This window comes from Paracoccus sp. DMF-8, from assembly GCF_029309835.1.
In the GTDB taxonomy this organism is placed as follows: domain Bacteria; phylum Pseudomonadota; class Alphaproteobacteria; order Rhodobacterales; family Rhodobacteraceae; genus Paracoccus.
On the sequence record NZ_JARJHL010000001.1, the window covers coordinates 1 to 20757 of the forward strand.

At 62.6% G+C, this 20757-nt stretch carries 19 protein-coding genes and 3 pseudogenes; 7 read left to right on the forward strand and 15 right to left on the reverse strand.

The window, feature by feature from the left end:
* The coding region (locus PE067_RS00005) for a hypothetical protein (RefSeq protein WP_276187253.1) at positions 1 to 250 on the forward strand (250 nt) is incomplete at its 5' end.
* 4653 nt (positions 251 to 4903) lie between these two features.
* Here the strand turns inward: PE067_RS00005 and PE067_RS00010 are convergent.
* Together PE067_RS00010 and PE067_RS00015 are read right to left on the reverse strand one after the other, a co-directional pair.
* Positions 4904 to 5458, reverse strand: a complete 555-nt coding sequence (locus PE067_RS00010) for a hypothetical protein (RefSeq protein ID WP_276187299.1) — start codon at positions 5456 to 5458, stop codon at positions 4904 to 4906.
* 1197 nt (positions 5459 to 6655) lie between these two features.
* Positions 6656 to 7171: an ATP-binding cassette domain-containing protein gene (locus PE067_RS00015; protein ID WP_276187254.1), complete on the reverse strand. Its 516-nt coding sequence runs from the start codon at positions 7169 to 7171 to the stop codon at positions 6656 to 6658.
* A 116-nt stretch (positions 7172 to 7287) separates the two neighbouring features.
* Between PE067_RS00015 and PE067_RS00020 the strand changes: the two genes are divergently transcribed.
* Together PE067_RS00020 and PE067_RS00025 are read left to right on the forward strand one after the other, a co-directional pair.
* On the forward strand, positions 7288 to 8043 hold the full coding sequence (locus PE067_RS00020) for an IS5 family transposase (RefSeq protein WP_276187255.1): 756 nt from the start codon (positions 7288 to 7290) through the stop codon (positions 8041 to 8043).
* Between the two features lie 65 nt (positions 8044 to 8108).
* Complete coding sequence (locus PE067_RS00025) at positions 8109 to 9050, forward strand: recombinase zinc beta ribbon domain-containing protein (RefSeq protein ID WP_276187256.1); 942 nt, start codon at positions 8109 to 8111, stop codon at positions 9048 to 9050.
* 169 nt (positions 9051 to 9219) lie between these two features.
* On the opposite strand, the gene PE067_RS00030 is transcribed toward PE067_RS00025, so the two are convergent.
* From PE067_RS00030 to PE067_RS00055, 6 genes and pseudogenes are all read right to left on the reverse strand, one after another.
* Complete coding sequence (locus PE067_RS00030) at positions 9220 to 9534, reverse strand: type II toxin-antitoxin system RelE/ParE family toxin (RefSeq protein ID WP_276187292.1); 315 nt, start codon at positions 9532 to 9534, stop codon at positions 9220 to 9222.
* Between the two features lie 121 nt (positions 9535 to 9655).
* Positions 9656 to 9826 (reverse strand): annotated as a pseudogene (locus PE067_RS21675) (type II toxin-antitoxin system ParD family antitoxin); the annotation flags it as partial.
* Positions 9827 to 9928: 102 nt separating this feature from the next.
* A pseudogene (locus tag PE067_RS00040) lies at positions 9929 to 10546 on the reverse strand (aldo/keto reductase); the annotation flags it as partial.
* A gap of 36 nt (positions 10547 to 10582) precedes the next feature.
* A complete protein-coding gene (locus PE067_RS00045; protein WP_276187293.1) occupies positions 10583 to 13372 on the reverse strand; it encodes a GMC oxidoreductase in 2790 nt (929 codons plus the stop codon).
* Positions 13373 to 13646: 274 nt separating this feature from the next.
* Positions 13647 to 13934, reverse strand: a complete 288-nt coding sequence (locus PE067_RS00050) for a hypothetical protein (protein ID WP_276187257.1) — start codon at positions 13932 to 13934, stop codon at positions 13647 to 13649.
* Entirely contained in the window at positions 13931 to 14239 is a 309-nt protein-coding gene (locus tag PE067_RS00055) for a hypothetical protein (protein ID WP_276187258.1), read from the reverse strand. The genes PE067_RS00050 and PE067_RS00055 overlap by 4 nt, the downstream gene beginning before the upstream one ends.
* Positions 14240 to 14611: 372 nt before the next feature.
* On the opposite strand from PE067_RS00055, the gene PE067_RS00060 reads away from it, so the two are divergent.
* On the forward strand, positions 14612 to 14905 hold the full coding sequence (locus tag PE067_RS00060; RefSeq protein WP_276187259.1) for a hypothetical protein: 294 nt from the start codon (positions 14612 to 14614) through the stop codon (positions 14903 to 14905).
* Here the strand turns inward: PE067_RS00060 and PE067_RS00065 are convergent.
* The 7 genes and pseudogenes from PE067_RS00065 to PE067_RS00095 all read right to left on the reverse strand — a co-directional run bounded on the left by PE067_RS00065 (position 14883) and on the right by PE067_RS00095 (position 19522).
* Complete coding sequence (locus PE067_RS00065; RefSeq protein WP_276187260.1) at positions 14883 to 15281, reverse strand: TonB-dependent receptor; 399 nt, start codon at positions 15279 to 15281, stop codon at positions 14883 to 14885. The genes PE067_RS00060 and PE067_RS00065 overlap by 23 nt on opposite strands.
* Positions 15282 to 15320: 39 nt before the next feature.
* Positions 15321 to 15551 (reverse strand): hypothetical protein, encoded by a 231-nt coding sequence (locus tag PE067_RS00070; protein ID WP_276187261.1) that lies wholly within the window; start codon positions 15549 to 15551, stop codon positions 15321 to 15323.
* Between the two features lie 187 nt (positions 15552 to 15738).
* Positions 15739 to 16047, reverse strand: a complete 309-nt coding sequence (locus PE067_RS00075; RefSeq protein WP_276187262.1) for a hypothetical protein — start codon at positions 16045 to 16047, stop codon at positions 15739 to 15741.
* Positions 15996 to 17048 (reverse strand): TonB-dependent receptor plug domain-containing protein, encoded by a 1053-nt coding sequence (locus tag PE067_RS00080; RefSeq protein WP_276187263.1) that lies wholly within the window; start codon positions 17046 to 17048, stop codon positions 15996 to 15998. Before PE067_RS00080 ends, PE067_RS00075 begins: the two co-directional genes overlap by 52 nt.
* 532 nt (positions 17049 to 17580) lie before the next feature.
* Positions 17581 to 18180 (reverse strand): annotated as a pseudogene (locus PE067_RS00085) (aquaporin).
* A 269-nt stretch (positions 18181 to 18449) separates the two neighbouring features.
* Positions 18450 to 18923, reverse strand: coding sequence for a hypothetical protein (locus PE067_RS00090; RefSeq protein ID WP_276187264.1), 474 nt, complete (start codon positions 18921 to 18923; stop codon positions 18450 to 18452).
* Positions 18924 to 18940: 17 nt separating this feature from the next.
* Positions 18941 to 19522 carry a sulfite exporter TauE/SafE family protein gene (locus tag PE067_RS00095; RefSeq protein ID WP_276187265.1) on the reverse strand — a complete coding sequence of 194 codons (582 nt, stop codon included), beginning with the start codon at positions 19520 to 19522 and terminating at the stop codon, positions 18941 to 18943.
* 488 nt (positions 19523 to 20010) lie between these two features.
* Here PE067_RS00095 and PE067_RS00100 point away from each other — a divergent pair, with 488 nt between their 5' ends.
* The 3 genes from PE067_RS00100 to PE067_RS00110 all read left to right on the forward strand — a co-directional run bounded on the left by PE067_RS00100 (position 20011) and on the right by PE067_RS00110 (position 20667).
* The gene (locus PE067_RS00100; protein ID WP_276187266.1) at positions 20011 to 20160 is read left to right on the forward strand and encodes a hypothetical protein; all 150 of its coding nucleotides are present in this window, start codon (positions 20011 to 20013) and stop codon (positions 20158 to 20160) included.
* A 69-nt stretch (positions 20161 to 20229) separates the two neighbouring features.
* Positions 20230 to 20358, forward strand: coding sequence for a hypothetical protein (locus PE067_RS00105; RefSeq protein WP_276187267.1), 129 nt, complete (start codon positions 20230 to 20232; stop codon positions 20356 to 20358).
* A 24-nt stretch (positions 20359 to 20382) separates the two neighbouring features.
* Positions 20383 to 20667: a LysR substrate-binding domain-containing protein gene (locus tag PE067_RS00110; protein WP_276187294.1), complete on the forward strand. Its 285-nt coding sequence runs from the start codon at positions 20383 to 20385 to the stop codon at positions 20665 to 20667.
* Positions 20668 to 20757: the final 90 nt, after the last annotated feature.

A 20757-nucleotide genomic window follows, 5' to 3' on the forward strand; every position in this document is an offset into this window, starting at 1 on the left:
GTACTACAAGCCGACGGGACTCAACAGCACCTTTGGCGGTTCTGCGAAAATATTTACGCAAAGGTGGGGATGCTGTGACGTATTCAGGACGACCGTAATGCACATTCGCCTCAGCCAGCCATGTCGGGAACAGTACGATGGGATCATTGGCAGCTTCCCGATATTCTACCGGATGACAGCTGCGCGCAAGCTGGATCAGCGTTTGCCGGGCAAAGGTCGCTTGCCGCGCGTCTGCTGGGCGTCTGCCTGATCCGACACTGCCGAGTCCGCGATTTTGACCGAGTACAGCCGTGGATTTTCCTTGATATGACATCTGACGGTTACAATGAGTCACAGAACAGAAATGACACTTTGAAATCCGGCATGCACCATTTGTGCGACATGCGCAGGATATCATCATCGCGATGACTTTGATCTGATCTGCGCCCGCGGACGGCCTGGCAGAACACTCCGCGCCCGGCAAGAGATGGCGCCCCGTCCCGACATTAAGGCCGTTGCGCTAATAGTCCTTCGATAATCAGGTCAGCGATACCGGAGCGATAGAAAACACTGTCTGGCATTGATCCGGCATCGCGCAGTCATCGCCCTGCCTGATGTATGCAGAGGCTTTCCGGCGGCCGTTCATTACGCTGCCGATATCCGTCTGCGCTCGCTACCGTAGCGAAACGGTTTATCCATTGCCGACGGTGTCTCACGACCAGCCCGCAGATTCCGAAGCGTAGACGAGTCTACCCGTTACTGCACGCCTGCCTTATCGCTTGAGGCCGACGCCACCGGATCTGACCCACACGTCATTCGGGATCGGCAGGACAATATTGCCAGGAAAGCGGGATCGAGTCGTCGTACCGATGCGCTGAACGAAATCAGCGATAGTCGGCGGCAGCAAAAAGGATCGCTACGGCTGACGTTATCGACTATGCACAGCGTGACTGGCTGCTGCGGCCACAGCTGACGACGCAGAGCGTACCGTCGAGAAAATAAGGGTGAGCTTTGTCTTCGATGCCATCTACAATCATGTCTGCGGAATCCTGCGCCACCTTCCGATAATGTTTGAACAGGATCTTCTGGCTGTCGTCTGAACAGGCGCTGCGATGGGGACGTTGAGCATTCGTTGCATGACGATTATGGCCCTGCGTCATTACTGGTCGATACCGCTGGATGGCTGCGTTAAAGAGATCATCTTCTGGATCACGGCATCGCACGTCCAGTTCCCGCTATATGCCCGGACGAGAGTACTGGCGCTGCATCCTGCCGCGCTACCTGTGGCGGTATCGACCCGGCGTCCCGCAGCATGGGCTGGGGAATGCCCGTGATTGTCGGCTGACCATTACATTCATCCGATGGCCCGTCTATCTGGGGCAGGGCCGCCAGACAGCCACGGCGCTGAATGGCATCGGCATTACCAGCCGGGGCGTATCTGCTGCTTGGCCTGCGTCTTTCCGGCGGCGAGGGATTGATGAACGCCGCATCTGGTTTGGCGCAGACGAACTCGCTGTCATTGAGGCGGGGGCAGCAGCGGCATTGCGGTATGACGCGATACGCGGCGGCTGGTCATTCCATTTGTCGAAAATCACAACAGGATTTACCGAAATTAACGATCTGCGGTGCTGTCGCGGCGATGAAGAAAGCCGCAGATGCCTGTCGGACCACAACAGTCTGGCATGTATTGCTGCCCGAGATTGACTGGTTAACGAGGCACCGGAATACCGCACCGCGCGATCGCGACGAGTTTGCGCCTGTACGCATGACGCAGCGACGCCCACGACAGTTTCGAAACTGCGAAACGCCAGACGGCATCCGATGTACGACATGTCTGGGGCCCGGTGCGCCACCTGCGCGGCATACCGACGGCCTGTTCGGGTCGCAGTAGTTCGGTCTTTCACGCCGGGCCACATGAATCCGACGCAAATGATCGTGGCTCTGTCTGCATCTGAACATCTTCGCGACGACAGGGCGACCCGCCTGCTGCCCCAGGCCAAAGCGTCGGGATCGCGGGCGACTGATTACGCCGCATTTATGCATGGCGCTGGCCGAGTTTGATCGGATCGGCGATCGAAATACGTCATCGCCGGCAGGCGACTGCCGCGCAGCTAGTCTGCAGACCGGAGCACGTCCGTTCCGCATGGTTTCCAGAAGGTGCGTGCGATGTGATCGTCGCGCTTCTGAAGCGAATGATGCGGTCTTATCCGTGCAACGGTATTTCAATTGCCGTTGCTGGAAACGCCCGCTGGAGTTGCCGCGTTACCGCGGATGAAACTACAGTGTTTTATCGTCGTGGTGCCGAACAGCCTTCCTTCCACGGCATGCTCAGCTGATGCTAAGGTCATCGAACTGCGAAATGGCGCGGCTGCGACAGGTGAACGATCTGGCACACTACGATTATCGCCAACGCTGCCAAGGCAGGACGTTGATCTGCGGGGACGAGCAGGCATTGGTCTTCTGCGCAGCGGGTCAGGGTTCCGGGAACATTGCAGCCGCTGATGTTGCCACAGGCGCGGCGTTGCAGCAGGCCGTTTCGCCTGATGATTTTGCGCCGCAGCTTTGGGAATCTCCATATCGCGGGCGACATATCTGGTATCATGCGATTGCGCTCACTGTCGCGAGGCCCCGCTGAGGTGACGGGCGCGATATTTGAGTTGCCCATCGATGCGCGGTTTCTGTCGTGCAGCGGGTTGACAGATCGCGGTTGCGACCCTGCTGGCGGATGAGGTTTATATGGATCGCTGGCCTATGACGCGGAAGATGGGCTTGATGTCGAAATACTGACAGTGCGCGCATCAGAGGCCCAGACGGCAGAGAGTGCCAATGTAGTCAGGAAAAACCGCGCAGAGAACTGCACGCAAAGGCGTCATTCGCTGGACAGTCGCCCTGATATTACAGTCGTGTTTTGCCTGACGGTACTGAGTACTTCGATACCACGCTCGTAGCGACAGGCATATTAAGAACCGACTATCTCGCGCTGATCCGTCGCCTGTTACGGCACGCTGGCGGTCGCTTATCTGGAACGAGATCGCTGATGCAGCTGCGGCTCGAGGGGCCTCGGCCTGATGCAGAAGTCTGGAGCCTTCGCTGGCGGGTATTTCGTCGGGGTAAATTACAGCGATGGCAGAATGCCGCCGGAGCTTCGATTCTGCCGGTTACGAGCGGTGGCGATGCCATCGCCGTGATGCGATCGCATCGGCCAGTGGTTCAGTGGCGCAGGTGGTGGCGCTGGCTTGGTTGCTGCATTGTGCCGGTGGTACCAGCTGGCATTCAGCGTGATTGTCGGGGCGAAGCGGATCGATCGCTGCAGTGATATCCGGGCCCGATTTGAGGCGCTGACTGCCGATCTGGTCGCTGGATACGGTGACGAGGCTGCCTGCTGAATACTCCGGGCTGGATGCTGAACGCCAGTCGCGCGCTGGCGCTGCGCTCACTTGCCTATAGCACAGGCGGGGCGATCTGCTGGTGTGGGACGGCGTCTGAACGGTTGAGACTATGCTCGAATCTTGATGATCGAGCATGCCCAACGTCATCTGACGGAACCGATTATCGAGGGCTCGCGATCAGGTCCGCGTCTATGCCACTCCAGCGAGGTCGCGGCTTTGCTGATTGAGGCGATGAAGACAAGCCCGATGCGCTGAAGGAATTGAGGAAGTATTACCGCCGCAGCCGAGGTGGTTATGGATTAAAGACGTCTGCGCCTGATTACGCTTCCGAGGTTGACCTTCCCGAATGGCGATCGTTACTGACCTGCCAGGCAGGATCTGGAGGAGATCCGTCGGCAGGGAAGGCGTGGCCGTGCGCTATTATCGTGTCTGTTTTCCGCACTGAGCGGATTAGCAGGCGCCTGCCGCGAGAGCTGTTCCTGCCGGGGAGGGTTCGCTCAATTATGGAAAGGCCATCATTTTTCACGATGCCGACAGTAGGAGGACGCGGCACTGTCAAAAAAGCTGCGGATACTGCACAGAGGCGGCATAGCGCCAGCTATACATTAAAATCATTCAGGCGTTGCTCCGGAGCGCTCTGCTACGGTGCCAGTACGTCCCGATGAGCAACGGATATCCTGTTTTGTATATTGTGTGACTTCGAGCCGAGTGCTTCGTCCCGGTTGCCCCGCAACCAGAAACTTACGTCTTCCTTGCTCTGCTCTTGCTGTCCACTCACAGGGCTGAGCGCCGAATGCCCGCCAGATGCGCCGTGACGCACCAGACATGCCATCCGCTGTTCTGGTCGGTACCGGTGTCGCCACGATCCTTCGATCAGGTTCCGATCGCCTGCGGCCCGCTTCCTGACGGGGTTCTGAGCGCGACGATCATCTCGCGGATGCGGTCGTAATATGACCCGCCACTCGGCGGGATGCGCAGGGGCGGTGGCGAGGTCTTCTCGGTCTGCTCTGGCGGTCGTCCGTTCCATCTCACCTTTGATACGGGCGTGTGCCGGAGAGGACTGCTTATTGTTCCTTCTCCTTGAGGAAGGGTCACGATATGACTGGCGATGTGCTCGGCGATGTTCCGACCAAAACGCGCTGGCAGACGGGCAGATCCGACCTCCAGACCCTGCCGATGGCGCGGCATGGCACCGATCCGCCCTTGCCATGAGTCCGAGCAGGAAGCAACTTGCCCACGGCCGAGAAGGCGTTGCCACATAGGCCGCATTTGACGAGACCAGTCAGCAGGAAGCGCGGCTTGCGCCGTTCCAAAGTTCTCCAAACAATTGATCTTGTAGTGACCTTCGGAAATCTTGACCTGTCCCAGATGGATCGATGATTTGCGGAAGCTCTGGCACCCGGTACTGCCTGCTCGGGCGGGCCTGGCGCTTGCCGGTGGCGGGGTCCTTCACGAATTGCCCATCAGCGGCATGATGCGCGTTGCCGGAGCACATGGCGCCGCGCTTGGGATTGCCGTGGGATGGTGGATTCTGTTCAGGGTCTGGACTCATTGAGTTTCAAAGCCAGTAGATGACGAGGGCAAGTGCGATTGCTGACAAGAATGTCTGCGGTCGTAGCCACCGCCACACGCCCACCTGCTGCCGAACAGACCTGATCTGGCTGCGCCAGCGAAATGCGCTTGTCAATTTCTGACGGCGCGTTCCGGCCTGGATGGGCGTAGTCTCTTTGCTTAACGTTTCCTGAATTGTCGCCAGCAGGCCGCGATCCGAGCAGCGTCATTGCAGGCAGTTGCCAGCAGCGTTTGCGCGCCGAGCGATTCCGTCCGGGCAGCGACAGGCTGGGAGGGGCGCCGCAGATGGCGTGCACCATGCCGCCTTCTGCGACCAGGTCATCGCCCCTTTGCTGAACGCGGTGCGGTAAATCTTCAGGTAAGCGGCGTCGATCATCCGTCTCGTCGTGATGGCCGTTGCATTCAGCTATCTGGGCAAAGAGGCCTGTCAGTTTCCAACGGTTGTTTTGCCAGGCTGCAGCATCGCGCCATCGCGCCATTGCGATTGATGAGCATAATCCCGCGACGATGTCGATCATCGACGCGAGGCTTGCCGTGGGACTTGGGGAAGAGTTTGCGCCATCTGCGCGTCTGTCAACTCAAAGACGGTCGTTTTCGAACCGCGGCTGCCAGTCGGAATAATAACTTGAGCCCAATCATAACGGTGACCGTAGAGGATGTCAGCGCCGTGCGCCGATCCATCCAGTGCTGTCCGCCACCACGTGCGTATTGGCGTGCCGTGGCACGGAGCTGATGATTGTGAAAACCTGCGGCTATATGGGCTGGACCGGGGCGAAACAGCACAGCGTTACGTCGCAGCTGATGACGTGGTCATCGGCCTTGGCTGCGCGGGAATGCGGCATCTCGGCCCTGTCCGGGGAAGCGTTTCTGCCCGCGCCTGGTCGCGGGGCCTCGAGATCCTGCGCCAGTTGACGAACTCCGGCTGGTTAATCGCCGCTGATACATGAGATTACCGCGATATCCGGGACAGAGTCAGAGCATGCGCATCGTCGTTACGGTCGAGCACGTTTTCGAGGCGCTTGGCAGGATGTGACCGCTCCATGCGCTGTCTTGCCGGGTCGCGATCCACGCCCCGGCGCAGATTTCGGTGCCGATCCGGCGTGACGCTTTATCTTGAGGCATGTGGATCGATCGCGGCTGGTAGCGGCGCGTCATTTCTACCCGCCTCGCGCTTCAGGAGTGGGCAGATTCTCCGCGGCGCAGTCATGATGCCGGGTTTGATCTTGTCGAGTACTGATATATTGCCCGTGCCCTTCTCAGTGCGGGCGAGTTCGATCTGACCGCTCGGGATCGAAGAGGGTCCACGGGACACGGGACATGAGAGCGGCAAAGCGGTTGAGGTGGGATCGTCTGCCTCAGCGGGATGCCCGCCCATCCCCGCTGAGGCGAACGACGGCCCCTGCCCCGTCCCACCTCCGTTGTAACGGCCCGGCCGGTTTCCGGTTGCTGGCGCCGCTTTGCCGAAAGGAACCCCTCATGTCCCGTGTCCCATTTTCGAGACCCGCTCTTCGATCCCAACGAGGGCCGGATCGAACTCACTCCCGCCGCAGAGGAGCACAGGCGATATATCGAGCCCGATCATCATGGGTGATTTCGACAAGGTCAGAAGCCCGGCATCGCGATGCGCGGGAGGGTCGATCTGAATGCCCTTCCTGAAGCCGCCAGGGCCGGGGCGGAGTTGGAAATGACGCGCCGCTGTGCCCACCAGCCTACGGTCAGTCCACATGCCCTCCAAGATAAAGCGTCCGCATCGCCGGATCGGCCAGCAGATCCTGCGCCGGGGCGTGGATCGCGACCCGGCCCAGAGACAGCACATAGGCCCGGTCGGCCACGCCAAGCGCCTCGAAGGCGTTCTGCTCGACCATGACGATGCACATGCTCTGACTATCCCGGATATGCGCGATGGCGTCAAAAACCTCATGTAGCATCAGCGGCGACAGACCGGCCGAGGGTTCGTCAAGCAACAGGATCTCGGGCCCCGCGATCAGGGCGCGGGCCAGCGACAGAAGCTGCCTTTCACCCCCGGACAGGGCCGAGGCCTTGCGGTTCTGTTTGCTGGCCAAGGCCGGATATTGCGTCATCAACGCGTCGTAACGCTGTGCGGTGGTTTCGCGGTCCAGCCCGCGCGCACCAAGCCGCAGGTTTTCCGCAATCGTCAGCGTGCCAAAGACATTGTCCGTCTGCGGCACATAGCCCACGCGATGGTGGCGGACCTTTTCGTGGATCGGCACGGCGCTGACATCCTTGATCCTCCCCCCATGAAGTGGTCCGCCGTTATGATTAGGCTCAGGACCCATTGATTTCCGACTGGCGGCGTGATTCACGGTTCGAAAAGCGAGCGGTGACCATGTCTGATCTTTTTTGGTTGACGGACGCGCAGATGGCGCGTCTTGAGCCTTTCTTCCCCAAGTCCCACGGCAAGCCTCGCGTCGATGATCGACGCGTGTTAAGCGGGATTATCTTCATCAATCGCAATGGCTTACGGTGGCGCGATGCCCCGGCAGCCTATGGCCCGCACAAGACACTATACAACCGTTGGAAGCGGTGGAGCGACAAGGGCATCTTTGCCCAAATGATGGCGGGTCTGGCGGCCGGGCACGGCGAAGAGAAGACCGTGATGATCGACGCCACTTACCTGAAGGCCCACCGCACCGCGACCAGCATGGGCGTGAAAAAGGGGGCGTGGGCGCCTGATTGGTCGCACCAAGGGCGGCATGAACACCAAGTTGCACGCCATCTGCGACAGCCAGGGCGCCCCCTCAACCTGTTCGTCACTGCCGGACAGGTCAGCGATTACATCGGCGCGCGGGCATTGCTGAGCAGCCTGCCGGATGTCGATTGGCTGCTCGGGGATCGCGGCTATGACGCCGACTGGTTCAGAGAAGCGTTGAAAGACAAAGGGATACGCGCCTGCATCCCAGGCCGGAAGCAGCGGAAGAAAACCGTCAAGTACGACAAGCGCCGGTACAAACGGCGCAACCGGATCGAGATCATGTTCGGCAGGCTCAAGGATTGGAGGCGTGTGGCGACCCGGTACGACCGTTGCCCCAAGGTATTCTTGTCAGCAATCGCACTTGCTGCCCTCGTCATCTACTGGCTTTGAAACTCAATGAGTCCAGACCCTAGGACAAGTCCACCATCCACGGCAATCCCAAGCGCGGCACCGGCGTGCTCAGCAACGAGATCTACATCGGCCGGCTGATCTGGAACAGGCAGAGCTTCGTGAAGGACCCCGCCACCGGCAAGCGCCAGGCCCGCCCGAACCCCGAGAGCGAATGGATCACCACCGAGGTGCCGGAACTCCGCATCATCGATCAACACCTCTGGGACCGGGTCAAGACCCGCCAGGAGGGTCGCAAGATCAACCAGACTGACCGGGAGCACCGGGAACGGCGCAAGCCGCGCTTCCTGCTGACTGGTCTCGTCAAATGCGGTTGCTGTGGCGGCGGCTTCTCGACCGTGGGCAAGGACCGCTTCGGCTGCTCGAACTCGCGCAACAAGGGCAGATCGGTCTGCACCAACCGCACCGGCATCACCCGGCAGGATCTGGAAGGTCGGATCCTGGCGATCCTCTCCCAGCAGCTGATGGACCCCGAACTGGTCAAGGTCTTCGCCGCCGAATATATCGCCGAGCATAATCGCCTCGCCGCCAGTCATGTCGATGACCGGGCCGTCAAGGAGAAGGAACTGGCAAAACTCATCAAGGAACAGGATGCGCTGGTCAACGCGTTCCTCTCCGGCCTGCCGCCCGAGCGGATCAAGGCGAGGATGGAACAGTTGGAAGCCCGCCAGAAGCAGATCGAGAAAGACCTCGCCACCGCCCCTGCCCCGAACGCGCCCCTGCGCATCCATCCGAAGATGGCGGATACCTATTACGACCGCATCCGCGAGATGATCGTCGCGCTTTCAGAACCCGATCAGGAAAGCGAGGCCCGCGAGGCGATCCGGGGCCTGATCGAGAAGATCGTGGCGACACCGGTGCCGACCAAGGGCAAGCGGATGGCGCTCGATCTGGTGCGTCACGGCGATCTGGCAGGCATTCTGGCGCTCAGCCTGAATGCGGATCGGTTGAGTGGACAGCAAAAAAACCTCCTGCAAACAAGAGGTTGATGAAAGTGTAGGATTTCTGGTTGCGGGGGCAGGCAACTCCGAGACAACACTCGCTCGAAGTCCCTGTATAAAAACAGAATATCCGTTGCTCGTCGGGTTTTCAAATGTGCTGGCGCCGTCCAGCCCAAGGGAGCGCTCCGAAGACCGAAAAAGGCGCCTGAACCCGATTTTATTCAATGTCTTCATAATAGACCAGCGCGGGAAAGTGCCGCCTCTGATGCAGTATCCGCAGCACGACGACCGCGTCTCCTGCGGCCCTGATCGGCGCGTAGAAAATGATGTGCTTTCCATAATTGAGCGAACGCATCCCCGGCAGGAACAGCTCTCGCGGCCGGCCCGAGAGTGGCGCCTGCCCAATCCGCTCGAATGCGGAAGCGAGACCACGATAATAGCGCAGCCATTGCTCCCTGCCCCACTGTTCGACCGTATATTGGCGGATCTCCTCCAGATCCTGCCTGGCAAGGTCGGATAGCCTGATCGCCATTCGGAGGGTCAGCCTCGGAAGGCGTCCGGCTCGAAGGCACGGGCGTCGAACTCCGCGAAGCCCCCGCCTCGGCTGCAGCGGCAGCTTCCTCAAGTTCCGCCTTCAGCGCATAGAACTGTCTTGCGCCGTCCTTCTCCATCAGCAAGCGAATCCCAGCGCGCACGACCTCGCTGAGGTTGGCATAGGCACCGGACCTGATCTGGCCCTCGACATAATCCCGCATCGGTTCCGTCAGATGGACGTTGGGCATGGCGACATCTCCTTCATGCTCGATCATATCAGATTCGAGCATAGTCTCAACCGTTCGAACGCCGTCCCGCACCAGCGTCGTCGCCCCGCCTGTGCCTATGGGCGGGGCGACGACGGAATGTAAGCCCTTCTGCGAGGCGAACGGCGCGCGATATTGCGACTGGCGTTCCAGCATCCAGCCCGGGTATTCGGCGGGCAGCTTCGTCACCGTATCCAGCGCGACCAGATCCTCGGCAGTCAGCGCCACCTCCAGTCGAGCGGATGTTGTCCTGCAGCTGATCGATCCGCTTCGCCCCGACGATCACGCTGGTCACCACCGGCTGGTCACCACCGGCTGGTGCAGCAGCCAAGCCAGCGCCACCTGCGCCACGGTGCAGCCCTTGGCCGATGCGATCTCGCGCATCACGGCGATGGCAGCATCGCCGCGCTGCAAATCGACCGGCGGGAAGTCGAAGCTCGCCCGGCGGCCGTCCTGCGTCGCTTCACCGTCGCTGTATTTGCCCGACAGGAAACCACCCGCCAGCGGGCTCCAGACCATCAGGCCGAGGCCCTCGGCCTGCAGCATCGGCACGATCTCGCGTTCCAGATCGCGGCCGACCAGCGTGTAATAGGCCTGAAGCGACAGGATCGGCGCGAGCTTGCGCGCTTCAGTGATGCCGACCGCCTTGACGATCTGCCAGGCCGCCCAGTTCGACAACCCAATATAGCGCACATGGCCCTGTCGCACGAGCGTGTCGAGTGCCTCGAGTGTCTCGGTGATCGGAGCAAAACACGACTGTAATATCAGGGCGAATGCAATTCAGCGGGCCAATCGGCCGAGCACCCTTGCGTGCAGTTCTCTGCGCAGTTTTTCCCTGATGACTGAAACCCCCATTGGCACTCTCTTGCCGTCACGGGCCTCTGATGCGCGCATCGCTGTCAGCATTTCGACATCAAAGAGCCCATCTTCCGCGTCGTAGGCCGGCGATCCGCCATAGGCCACCGCCTCGGCCATCTCCGCCAGCAGGGTCGCAACCGCGATCTGCTCGTCATCAAGCCCACTTGCGGCAAAGGGGTTTCGCCACACAATCGGTCCGGCCCGGCTGTCGATGGACAGCTCAAGCAGATGTCCGCGCCCGTCCTCGATGCGACGGGGCGCATAAATGGTCGCGTCGGTTTGGTGGCCTGTCGCATGATCTGCCAGATATCCCTCGTCGCCCACGACATGGAACCAAGCTGGTTCCAAAGCTGCGGCTGCCTCGTCGTCGGGCAGGAAACGATGCTGCAGCGCCGCGCCGCTGCGGTAGTAAAACATCGCATCGTCAAGCGGCGCCTGTGTTCCCGGAACCGCGACCCGCTGCGCAGAGACCGATACCACTTCGTCCCACAGGTCCAGCGTCCGCCGCAGCCGAGCGAGACCGTGATAGTCGTAGTGTGCCAGATCGTTCACCGCTGTCCTGGCCACGCCGACGCCGCCCAGTTCGATGACCTTGCGCATCAGCTGAGCATGCGGCAGGAAGGGAAACTGTTCGGCAAGACCGACGGTCGCCTGTGAATTTTTCATCCGCGTCAACAGCTTGCGGCCCGAGCGCAGGCTCCAGCAGAACGGCGTTTCCAGCAACAGCGGGCAGCCCAAAGCCGCCATTTGCGGATAGACCGCATCATTCGCTTCCGGAGAGACCGCGACGATCACAAAATCGGCCGCGCCTTCTGAAACCATGCGGAACGGATCGGGAAAGACCTTCCAGCCGGTCTGCGAGGCTAGCTGCTCGGCAGTCGCCTGCCGACGTGACGTGATACCGATCACCTCGATCCGATCCGAAACTTCGGCCAGCGCCGGTGCATAGATGCGGCGTATCCGGTCGCCCGCCCCCACGATCCCGACGCGCAGCCTGGGGCGTAGCGGGCGGACCTCTGCCCGCCCTGTCGTCATGCAGATGTTCAGATGATCTGCCAGCCGCAGGGCCAGAGCCACGATCATTTGCGTCGGATTCATGTGGCCCGGCGTGGAAAAGACCGAACTGCCTGCGACGGACAGGCCGTCGATGCCATGTACCTGGCAATTGGCATCGACCACGCCGGTTGCCGGATCCCCGGACATGCGTGTCGTACACATCGGATGCGCAAGATCGGTCAGCGTTTCACGCCAGGTTTCGAAACTGTCCCATCGTGGGGCGTCGCCTGCGTCCATGCCCATACGGGCAAGCTCGTCGCGCATGATGTCGCGGAAGCGTCGCGCGGTGCGGTATTCGATCTCGTTGAAGCGCCAGTCAATCTCGGGCAGCGGCATGCCGAACTGATCGGTGCGGTCCGACAGGCGTATACGGCTTTCGGGGTTCATCGCCTGTTCAACGACAGCACCCATGACGGTCCGGTCTGGATCGTTGAGCGCGACACGCCGGTGCAGGAAACGATCCGCGACGTTTTCGACAAGCGCCATGGGCCGCGCCAGTCCCTGACCGATGCTTTTGGTCGCCGCCGCAATGTCGCGATCCTGCCGCAATGCGCGCACCCCCGCCGCCAGTGACGAAAGCGGGTTCGTGCGCGCCCCGAACTCGACCAGATGCACTGCGGCGTTCATCAATCCCTCGCGCCGCTGAAGCACCGGAGAAAGACGCAGGCCGAAGCAATAGAGCTGCAGCGCCCCCGACTTTTGGTAATGCCTGATGCCCATTCGGCGCCGTAGCTGTCTGGCAGCCCCTGCCCCGAATGAGCCCAATTCGGTGAATGTGTGGTCGGCAAGATAGCGGCCGACCTGATCACGGGCATTTCCCAGCCCGGCCGGCATGCTGCTGCGGGACGCCAGCAGGATCCTGGCGTTGTCGATACCGCCACAGGCCAGCACGACATGGGATGCAGCCAGTCTGTGCATTTCTCCGTCCGGGCCCCGCACCAGAAGTCCCGAAACCCGCTTGCCCGGGGTATTGACCAGCACCTCATGGACGGTTGCGTGCGTGATCAGGAAAATCGTCCTGCTTTCGCGCAGCCATCCGATATGCGCGCGGCCGAAATCGACCGGCGTCTTGCGTCCCGAATGACGCAGGATTGCCAACTCATCGGCCGCGGCATAGTCGTCATGCGCGAAATGCTCGATTTCAGCGTCCCCGTCACGGCTGCTGAACTGCCAGACGACCGGCGCCAGAAGGTCCGCATTCCAGCCCTTGCTGTCGAGAGGTTGGCGCAAGTTCCGCAAGGCATGATTGCCGGACAGGTTCGGCATCAGGCCAAAAAGCTCACCCGCGCGCCTGACCTGTCCGGCCAGGGCATCTGCGTCGATCGGCCAGCCCGACAGTGGCAGCCAGTCACGCTGTGCATAGTCGATGGCGTCGAACATGCCGCAGCGTCCGCTCCAGATGGTGCTGGTGCCGCCGACACAACGCCGCCGCACCAGCTCAGGATCGGTGCGCCGCTCGCCGATACTGACGATTTCGTTCAGCGCCTCGGTAGCCCGCGACGGCTCGATCCCACCGCTTTCCAGGATGGCGACCCGAAAGGATGAGTTTCGAAAGGCATGGGCAATGGCCAGTCCTGCCGGTCCCGAACCGACGATGACAAGGTCAAAATCCGGTGGCGGAGATGCCCGGAACTCGGCAAACGATAAAACAGGCATTGCACCCACTGCACGGCTGACACAGTGGGAAGGTTAGACCATGCTTCCATCCTCGTCTACGCTTCAGATCTTTTGGACTTCCAGGTCGTGGGACCGTCGAGGAGCAACGGATGCTCGCAACCGACCGGCGATGGACTTACGGTAGCGAGCGCCGCAGACAGGGATATCGGCAGCATGACACCAGCTCCGACAGTGAAGACGGCCGCCGGAAGGCTACCTCTGCGCCACGTCAGGCGGGGAAGATGACTGCGCGACCGGACATGCAAATGCCGGATCAAGTGCCGAATTGGTGTTTTTCTATCGCTCCGATGTCGCTGACCCTGCCGTTCTCGAAGGACAGATTAACCACAACGACGCTATGTCGGAACGGGGGCACCATCTCTTGCCAGACGCGGGTGTTCAGAACTGCAGAGCCGTCCGCGAGCCAGATCAGATCAAAGTCATCGCGATGATGACCAATCACCCCGGCAAGCTCTGTCGCATGCACATTCAGCAGCGTCTTTTCGCATGTCGCACAAATGGTTGCCACATCCATATCTGCCCGGATTTCCAGAGGTGTCATTTCGCATAGAACTCTGTTCTGGTGACTCGGCCCATGGCGCCGTCAGGTGTCATATCGAGGAAAATCCGCAGCCTTCGGTCGTTTTTCAACCACCCCCGCCGCAGACCGAAAATCGCGGACACCGGCCAGGTCGATGTCGGATCAATGTCTATCCCGATCTGACGGGCACCCAGCTTTTCCAGACGCGCAGCAAGCGCGTCAACGGGTTGCCCGGCAAGCGACTGATCCAGCTTGCGCACCAGCTCTTGTTCGCTGTCGCTGGCATCCAGACGAATATCGGCCTGCGCCATGGGCTCATCCCCCATCGTTGCCCCTGTTCCCGACGCAAGCATCAGCAGGGCGAATGTCACGGCTCTGCGGTCGATCACAGGCTCATCCCCGATCCCGGCGCGTCCCCCGCAGGCTTGCGCCGAGGCAGGCCCACCCTTTCCGCCAGAAGACATCGCAAAAGAGTTGCTGTTGGGTCCCGTCGGCACATAGCGAATGCGCCGACCGTCGATTTCCCAGCCCTGCGCGGTCGCGCTGGAACCTTCAGAGCCGCGCGATCCTGAAGCGCCCGATCCGCCGCCGCCGCTGCCCCCCGATCCGGCTGATCCCCCTTCCGAGCTGCGACCCGCGCCGCCGGTATCGCTGCTGCCGCCCTGGCGTCATCGGCGGCCCGTCTTGCATCATCCGCGATGCTGGACTCAGAGCTGGACATTCGAAAACCCCACATCACTTCCAAGTTTATGCGGCGCGATATCATGGATCAGGGCGAACATCATGATACCATGCAGATATTCGATCAAAATCCGCAGATCCCCGCGTTCATCAAAGCACTTTGCAACAATACCGTCATCAAGCACCCTGCTGGCGGCGCTGCCATAAAATGCAGCGCGGAATTGCGCCGCATTCCTGTTGCCGCCGCATTCCCGCGCAGGGCGGATGTCGCCGCCCGCCCTGCCCCGGTCAGAATCGGGAATTCAGATTAAAGCTGATCCGCCGCGTCTCGCCATAGTAGTTGCCGCCGCCGACATGATCGACCTCGGTGTAATAAGCCTTGTCGAACAGGTTATCTATATTCACCGATGCCGTGGTGTTGTCGCTGATGTCATAGGCCACGCGCGCATTCACGATGGCATAGCCCGGCGCCTTGACGCGGTTGGTATCGCGATTGTCGGTCGCATAGCCCTTGAACGGCCCGCTGAACTTCACGCCGCCACCCAAGGCCAGACCCTCGAACCGGCCCGACTGGAACTTGTAGCTGGTCCAGATATTGCCGGATCGGCGGGGCGTCCCGACCTCGGCACCCTGCACATAATCGTCGCTGGTATATTCGGCGTCGATATAGGCATGGCCCAGTGCCACGGCCCCAGCCGGGCTGGATTTCTCCGGTCCAGGCTGAGTTCAGGCGCCGCGGCTGCGCGTTTCCCCGGTCGCGATGCTGAAGGTGCTGCCATCGGCCGCGACGCGATCCGGGACGCCGTCCCGGCGGGCGCGATTGGCCTCTTTGATTTCAAACAGCGAGGCGGTCGCCTGTGCATCGCCCCCGAACAGACGTGCCTTGACGCCGATTTCCGCGCGCCGGTCACGTTGAGCGGCAGGATGCCATCCTCCAGCGCGTGGGATCCGACGCATCCCATTCCGGGCGCCAGAGCGTAATTCGAGGTATTGGCCGAAAACATCTGCGAATATTGCGCGTAGTAGGTCAGGTCGTCGCTGGCCTTGTAGATATCGGCGGCGACGGTCGGGGTGAGTTCGCCCATGGCGGTCCAGTCACCGTCAGAGGTGCGGATCCATGTCCAGCGCGCGGTGATCGGGAATGTCAGCTTGGTCGGTCGCCTTCTTGTAGTCGATCACCGGCGAATGCCTGATAATCGTTCCAGGCCGGACCCTTTTCGCCGAAATCGCGATAGACGGCGAAATCCGGGCGGTCGATGACATGGTGGTCGGGGTTGAAGATATCGACCAGAAACTCGTCCGACGCATCGGCCAGACCGAACTGGCGCCGGAACCAGCTACGTTGCTGGGTGACGCCAACGACCAGATCATGGCTGCGACCGAATGCGTCGACGGACCCGTTCAGCGTCGCGTCAAAGATCTCGTATTGGTTCCAGTCGTTCCATGTCGACAATGTGTGGCACTGGCGACCGTCAGGGTTGGTCCGGTCGATGCCGCCCCCGGTGCAGTCGCGCACCGCCAGGGGCTGCTGCATTCAAACGGCACGCTGCGCCTTGTGGGGTGGAAGGTTTCGCCATTCATGTAAGACAGCTTACCGCTCCACCGGTCATTGAACTGGTGTTCCAGATCCGCCGTCACCCAATCCGAGCGGAAACGAAAGCGGCTCCAGTCCTGAGTCGCCGTCGTATCGGGGTCAAAGTCGATCAGCCCGCCATCCGACCATGTCGGCAACCCCTGCCGAAAATCGCGGATTTCATTGTTGCGCTGGCGCCAGGCGCCAAGGCGCAGCAACGTGCGGTCGGTGATGTCATATTCCAGCGTGCCGAAAAACGAACTGCGCTTGTATCCTTCGGGGTCGCGGTTGGAATCGCGATCCTCGTACGAACCGACAGAGCGCGCGCGCAACCTGTCGTCGAACATCGGGGCAAGGTTGTAATCCACCATCAGCCGCCGGGAACCGGGCGCGCCAAAGCCGAGGGTCGTTTCCAGCCGCTCGCTGCCCAATGGGCGCTTGAACGAATAGTTCACCACGCCGCCAAAACCGCCGCTGCCGGTGAACAGGGCGGCCGGTCCCTTCAGCACCTCGACCTGTTCAAACGGGCTGAGATCGGCGCTGTTCCTGCCGATGAAGTTGCCGACCGGAATGCCGTTGATCGCGCGATCCGCCCCAAAGCCGCGGACGGTGACAAAACCCTCGCGGATCGTCGCATCGACCCCGGCCGTGGAATTCAGCAGATCCGCGTCGGAACGGATGTCCTGTTCCGCGATCTGCGCGGCCGTCACGGCGGCAATGGTCTGCGGCGTGTCAATCGGCTCGGTGCCCGAGCGGTTGATCGAGGTCGGCGCGACATAGCCGGTTTCCGCCGCAGGCTGACCCGAGGATTGGATCACGACCCGGTCCAGAACGACGACGCCGTCGTCCGGGGTCACCTCTGTCGCCTGCGCCAGGGCCATGGAGGATGTTCCCAGAAACACCGCCCCCCTCAGCGTATGGCGCAAAACATTCCGATTGCCTGACGTTCCCATCTCTCGCTCCTGCCTGCTGCTTTATCCGAAAATCGACAAAGTAGCTGACCCGCGAGGGCTTGCTGCCGGGGTGGACGCTAGAACCACAAAGCCCGGCCAGTGACATCGAAAAAGAAGCCATCAGGGCGAAAGACATGAATCTGTAGCAAAAATACAACTTTTCGTGACAGCCATTCCGGCGCCGCATTTTCAGGAACCGCGCCTGTCGCGGGCGCCGTGGCATATGAGCCCCGGCCGCGATGGCGAAAACGCGTCACAGGCCGCAGGTTGCGCGCCGATGGATTTGCCGCAAAAGCATCCCGGCCCGGCGCGCGCAGCCCGGCCGCCCGCAGCCTGCAACAGGTCGCGCCCGTGGCCTCTCCCGTCGCCTGCATGCGGGCGGGCAGGCATCCGGCCGACACCCGCCCGCGCCGCGACATCGACCGCGCAGCGGCATGGATCGCTGAAACGAAGCCGCCCGCTAGGCGTCCTCGCCGACCACACGCCAGACCAGCGCACCGATGGCGGCGCCCGAGGATCGGCGCCACCCAGAACAGCCACAGCTGCTGGATCGCCGCACCGCCGACGAACAGCGCCTGACTGGTCGAACGCGCCGGGTTGACCGAGGTGTTCGTGACCGGGATCGAAATCAGGTGGATCAGCGTCAGCGCCAGTCCGATCGCGACGGGCGCAAAACCCACCGGCGCACGGCCATGCGTCACGCCCAGAATGATGAAGATGAAAAAGCCGGTCAGCACCGCTTCGATCACCAGCGCCGAGACCATCGAATAGCCGCCGCCGCAACCGCGCCCAGCACCTGCGCGATGACATAGGGCAGCACCCTGCCCGCAGGGAAACGCCCCGCCACCGCCAGCCCCACGGAAACCGCCGGGTTGAAATGCCCGCCCGAAATCCCGCCGACCGCATAGGCCATGGTCAGCACCGTCAGGCCAAAGGCCAGCGACACGCCGACGAAACCAATGCCCAGTTCAGGGAAAGCCGCAGCCAGAACGGCGCTGCCGCACCCGCCGAACACCAGCCAGAAGGTCCCCAGACCCTCGGCCGCCAGTTGTTTCTGCATGATAACCTCCGAAAACTGGATGCAGATCAATCGTTACTTGCCTTGTGGCGCCGCCTTGCGGCGGGTGCCGCCATTCTTATCCCGCCAATACGCCGGCTTCACAAGCTGGATGTGGGATAAACGCATGTGAAAAAACAAGAATTCCGGTTCACTTGCGCATGTTGACGCCGCCCCATCCCCCCGCACGTCCATCAACCGACCGCCAGGACAGCCCGGCTCAATCCCCGAGAACAGGCGGCGCAGCAGCCGGGGCAGGGGCAGGTTGCCGTTCAGCCGGTAAACGGGCGCGCCCCGGCGCAGCAGCCAATCCTCTTGCCCGCGCCGGGTCGGGCCGGTGAAACGGGCGTCGTCATAGAGGATGCAGTGGAACCGCCGCCGCAGATGCCAGCCATGCGGCGCGCCGCCTTCGTCGATCCGGTCGCCGTACGCGGCGCGGTCGTGGCGATGCGGCGGGCCAGCCGGGTCTGGCTGCCCGCGAGCAGATAGAGGATCCGGTCGCGATCGCGCAGGATCGCATCGCCCCGGCCCTCGGCCGGGCCGCAGAGCAACCAGCCCGAGGCGCCAAGGCAGGTCCGCAGCCGGGCGGCGGCATCGGGCGCGGGATCGTCCCCGCCGGGGGCCAACGCCTCAACATCGACGAGGCGCAGGTCCAGCCGGGCGGCGACCGCGCGGCCAAGCGTGGATACGCCGCTGCATGGCCCGCCCGTCACATAGATGCGCCGGGCCTCGCGCCAGCCGCACATTCACGTCGGCCACAGGGTCACGTCAGGCCCCGCAGCAGCATCTCGGCCCCCAGCAGAGTCAGCGCGATCAGGAACCAGCGTTTGAAACGCGCGGGGCTGATGGTGCGGCGCAGCCTCTGGCCCGCCCACATGCCGATCAGCGCCGGGACGATGGCCAGCAGCGACAGCAGCAACTGGTCGGCCTGCCATGCCTGCCGCGACGCCAGCCCCACCGCCAGCGCTGAGGTCGAGGCCGTGAAGGACAGGCCAAGCGCCTGGACCAGATCGTCCTTTTCCAGCCCGAGCGCCTGCGGATAGGAGCACGGCGGGGATGACGAAAACCTCGTCCCGCCCGCGATCAGCCCCGTCGCCAGCCCGACCAGCGGCGACAGCCAGCGTTCCGACCGGGGAGCCACGCGCAGCAGCAGGACCAGCAGCGTGAACAGCCCGTAGCCGGCCAGCACCGCGCCAAGCGCCGCCGTCGTCAGCCGCGTATCGCCCCCGGTCAGCAGGGGCGCGGCGATCACCGTCCCCGCCATGCTGGCCAGCGTCATCGCCCACAGCCGCCCGACCAGCGCGCCAAGCCGCGGCCCGGCCAGCAACTGCCGCGGATTCGTCACCGTCGCGGGCAGGATCAGCGGGCTCGCCCGCCAGCAGCAGCGAAATCGAGCGCCACGAGGACCCCATCCGCTCAGCGTCGGCAGGCCCATGCCGAGTCGCCACTTGACCACCCGGCAAGGGTGAAGGTCAGGGCAATCAGGATGATGGCAGGCTCGCTCATGCCTTGCATGATGGCGCGGCGGCGGCAGGAGCGATGCCGGATCTGCCGCAGTCAGGCTTCGGCTGTTGCGAAGGCTGTTTGGGGTCTATGCTGGCGCCATGCGCTTTGACCTGACCGACCTTCGCCTGTTTCTTGCCGTGGCCGAACGCGGCAGCATCACCCATGGCGCGGCGGATGCCGAGCTGTCGCTGCCCGCCGCCAGTGAAGAGCTGCGCCAGATGGAACAGTCGGGCGGGTTGCGCCTGCTGGAGCGCGGCCGGCGCGGCGTCTCCCTGACCGAGGCGGGCGAGGCAGCTGGCCCATCACGCCCGCCTGATCCAGCGCCAGATGCTGCTGATGCGTTCGGAACTGGGCGATCATGCGACGGGGCCGCGCGCGACGCTGCGGCTGTTGGCGAATACGGCCGCTCTGTCCGAGCTGCTGCCGCAGCACGCAGCCGGAGTGGCTGGCGCGCAATCCGCGTCGATCTGGACCTGAAGGAACGCCAGAGCACCGAAATCGCCCGCAGCATTCTGGCCGGTTTCGCCGATATCGACATCCTGTCGCATGCGGCGGCGCTGGACGCGGGCTGCTGCTGCGCCGCCTGCCGAGGACCGGCTGGTCGTCGTCACCCCGCCGCAGGACGAGGCCGCCGCCCTGCCCCGGATCCGTCTGGCCGATCTGGCGGGGCGCTAGTTCATCGCCCTGTCGGACAGCGCGCTGCACGATCATGTCGCCGCGCAGGCCGCCGCGATGGGGATCACGCTGCGCCACCGGCTGCGGCTGCGCAGCTTCGACGCGATCTGCCGGATGGTCGGGGCGGGCGTGGGCATCGCGATCATCCCCGAAGCCGCCGCCCGCCGCGCCTGCAGCCCGCCGGCGGCATCGCCATCACCCCCTGTCCGACCACGGGCCGCCGCCACCTGTCGCCTGTGCCAGCGCGAGGACACCCCGCTGTCCCCCGTCGCCCGAAGCCTGTTCGACCATCTGGCGCAGGGCGGATAGCTTGCACCGGATGCCGCCGGCCCGGATCAGGGCCATGGCGGTTATCAGAGGACATGTGCGGAACCGCCGCAGAGGCAGCCATCGGACATG

Bases quoted from the DNA above. Each gene is read 5' to 3' on its own strand.
- PE067_RS00010 (WP_276187299.1), bottom strand. From the start codon at position 5,458: ATGATCGACATCGTCGCGGGATTATGCTCATCAATCGCAATGGCGCGA.
- PE067_RS00020 (WP_276187255.1), top strand. From the start codon at position 7,288: ATGTCTGATCTTTTTTGGTTGACGGACGCGCAGATGGCGCGTCTTGAG.
- PE067_RS00030 (WP_276187292.1), bottom strand. From the start codon at position 9,534: ATGGCGATCAGGCTATCCGACCTTGCCAGGCAGGATCTGGAGGAGATC.
- PE067_RS00045 (WP_276187293.1), bottom strand. From the start codon at position 13,372: ATGCCTGTTTTATCGTTTGCCGAGTTCCGGGCATCTCCGCCACCGGAT.
- PE067_RS00050 (WP_276187257.1), bottom strand. From the start codon at position 13,934: ATGACACCTCTGGAAATCCGGGCAGATATGGATGTGGCAACCATTTGT.
- PE067_RS00055 (WP_276187258.1), bottom strand. From the start codon at position 14,239: ATGGGGGATGAGCCCATGGCGCAGGCCGATATTCGTCTGGATGCCAGC.
- PE067_RS00060 (WP_276187259.1), top strand. From the start codon at position 14,612: ATGCTGGACTCAGAGCTGGACATTCGAAAACCCCACATCACTTCCAAG.
- PE067_RS00070 (WP_276187261.1), bottom strand. From the start codon at position 15,551: ATGCGTCGGATCCCACGCGCTGGAGGATGGCATCCTGCCGCTCAACGT.
- PE067_RS00080 (WP_276187263.1), bottom strand. From the start codon at position 17,048: ATGGCCCTGGCGCAGGCGACAGAGGTGACCCCGGACGACGGCGTCGTC.
- PE067_RS00090 (WP_276187264.1), bottom strand. From the start codon at position 18,923: ATGTGCGGCTGGCGCGAGGCCCGGCGCATCTATGTGACGGGCGGGCCA.
- PE067_RS00100 (WP_276187266.1), top strand. From the start codon at position 20,011: ATGCTGCTGATGCGTTCGGAACTGGGCGATCATGCGACGGGGCCGCGC.
- PE067_RS00105 (WP_276187267.1), top strand. From the start codon at position 20,230: ATGCGGCGGCGCTGGACGCGGGCTGCTGCTGCGCCGCCTGCCGAGGAC.